The following is a 2,474-nucleotide window of genomic DNA, read 5'->3' as shown; positions in this document are numbered from 1 at the left end:
CTAACAAAAAGACCATTTTGTTATATTTTCTAATAATTTACTTTTATAATTCAAAAAACGAGTTTAGTTTTTATACTTTATTAAGAGAATCGATAGAATGAATCTTAGCCAGCTTGACTTCCAGCTGGCATTTTTTAATGATAAATAAAGCAGGGGCCGATCTGTGGAACGGTAGACCAGCAGGCTTACTCTTGTAACATTCTTACTGTGAAGTACAACGAACAAGCGGATAAGCCGTTGGATGCAAATGCATATAAGAAAGCCGATACATTTACAAAGGTATGGGGTGTAATACTCCATGCTTTTTTTAAAATATATACCTTGTAATACGATGCATATCGTATTACAATGGTTAAAACAATAATTGAAAAAGGTGATTGGACTTGGATAAAGAGATCATGAAAGGCAGCATCGATATTCTCTTGCTTTCCCTGGTTGCCCAGCGGGAGATGTACGGGTATGAGATGGTTAAGGCGCTAAAAGAAACAAGCGGGGATTTATATAGTATGAGTGAAGGGACGCTGTATCCTGCTTTGAAGCGAATGGAGATGAAAGGATGGATCGAATCGTACTGGAAGGAGACGGAAGGAAGTAGCCGACGAAAATATTACACGATTACCGAAGACGGAAGGAAGGAACTCAAACGGAAACTTCGCGATTGGCAATCCATCAACCGACTAATCTTCAAGTGTTCGGAGGGACTGTCATGAATCGATTTGATTCATACATCGAACAAATTCTCGAGCGGATTGAATGCGGAGAAGAAGAGCGGGGCGATATGCGAGAAGAAATACGCTCGCACTTAGAAGCGGCCAGGGAGGCCTATATGGAACAGGGATATTCGGAAGAAGAAGCTATCCGCCGTTCGGTTGCCGATTTCGGTGTCGCCGATGAAATCGGGGAAGGACTGCAGCATTCCCTGTTTCCTTATCGGAAAGAACTGCTGACATTCATCGGGATGGGAACGATTCTTTACAGTGTCTCCGGCTATCTGCATTCACTGTTCACATACGGGGAGGCACACGTCATCTGGGTTACACTGAGTATGATATTTGGTACGTGTCTGGTACTGGCAAGCATGTATCCCGCGTACCTTGCGAACCGCAAAGTTATGCTTGGCGCTATACTTATCGGTACAACCTTTTGCGCTGCGTTCGGTTTCTTGCTGCTGGAGACGTCGGAAGATTGGTATGCTAAGCCGCTGTATGCTTTGGGAACTCTCATTGCCACGGTTTCTCTCGTTATGGTATTTATGACCGCATTAAAAGGCATTGGTTCGAAGAGTGAAAGCCCCCGGGAACGGACTGCACGTACTGTTATTCATGTGTTTAACCTGGCGATCGGCTTTGTTGTGCTCGGCTTAGCAGCCATTATGACTTATGGGGGATTAATTTTTGGGGGAGTAAGTCCTTTCTTACTTGTTCCAATTGGAATGGTAGCATTTTGGGGTTTTTCCTACTGGATGCAGTATCGGATGCGTAAGAGTCGAACGGCAGTCAGCTATTTGTTTGGCGGATTCTCCTTTATATTCATTGGCTGTGTTATCTATATGATCGTAGGAAGGATGTGACGGATTTTCCTTCTGCGCCGATTTTGTAAAACGAAGAAGGAGATAGTTATGCAGAGAAAAAGAAAAGCGATCCTGTTTGTAGCAGTAGTGCTGTTCGGATTATTCGTTCTCTGGGGACTCGGCTTTACACAGGAGAAAACACGGCGTGGAGTTCCTGACGGATTCTTTGAAGATTTTGACGTAAAAGGCCGAAAAGCTGTATTCGCTTACTCATCAGAGGGAAACGTCGGAATCTACATATCTGATATCGAGGGAAAGAATGTGAAGCTCTTAACGGAGGCTGGCAAGGACGAGAATGTGCATCATCCGGTATTCTCACCTGACGGGAAAACCGTTCTGTATCTTGCCACTCCAAAGAACAGAGAGGAAATGCGAAGCGCGCTCTATCTTATCAATACAGACGGGAGCGGGAAGCGCAAGTTGTATTCGCCTGATTCTTTGATTACGGAAGCGGTGTTTGCTCCGGATGGCAAGACGATTTACATGCTGAAAGCGGAGACGTTCAAGAATTATTCCCCGATTGCACGGCAGGACGCCCATGATTTCGATATTTATTCACTGCCGGTAAGCGGAGGTGAGCCGAAGCGGATTACGCAGTTGAAGGATTACATGCTGCAGTCACTGAGCGTGTCGCCTGATGGCAAGGATATATATGTGACGAAGTCGGATAACAGAAACTCAAAGACGGCGGAAGACATTTTCGCGGAAAAACATAAAATATTCCGCATCCCACTTACACATCCCGAGAAGTTGGAAGCTGTAACGACTAAGGGCATTACAGAAGATATATTCAATATAAGCGTATCGCCGGACAATCGGTGGATTGCGTTCAATACGATCGTGAATCCGCACCCGGGCAAGAATGAAGTTTTTCAGTATGAACTTCATGTGATGGATCGGAAGA

At 44.7% G+C, this 2,474-nt stretch carries 3 protein-coding genes; all 3 read left to right on the top strand.

Going from position 1 to position 2,474, the window contains the following annotated elements; all coding sequences use genetic code 11:
• Positions 1-383: 383 nt before the first annotated feature.
• Positions 384-710, top strand: coding sequence for a PadR family transcriptional regulator (locus B2899_RS18320; protein WP_286887639.1), 327 nt, complete (start codon positions 384-386; stop codon positions 708-710).
• Positions 707-1,570 (top strand): permease prefix domain 1-containing protein, encoded by an 864-nt coding sequence (locus B2899_RS18315; protein ID WP_286887637.1) that lies wholly within the window; start codon positions 707-709, stop codon positions 1,568-1,570. Before B2899_RS18320 ends, B2899_RS18315 begins: the two co-directional genes overlap by 4 nt.
• Before the next feature lie 48 nt (positions 1,571-1,618).
• Positions 1,619-2,474: TolB family protein (locus tag B2899_RS18310; RefSeq protein WP_286887635.1), on the top strand; the 856-nt coding region annotated here is incomplete at its 3' end.

It is taken from the genome of Aneurinibacillus sp. UBA3580 (assembly GCF_002375825.1).
Lineage (GTDB): Bacteria > Bacillota > Bacilli > Aneurinibacillales > Aneurinibacillaceae > Aneurinibacillus > Aneurinibacillus danicus.
This window is presented reverse-complemented; position numbering and strand designations above follow the sequence as displayed.

What these genes read in the sequence shown, in the direction of transcription:
- B2899_RS18315 (WP_286887637.1), top strand. Translation starts at nt 707, where the DNA reads ATGAATCGATTTGATTCATACATCGAACAAATTCTCGAGCGGATTGAA.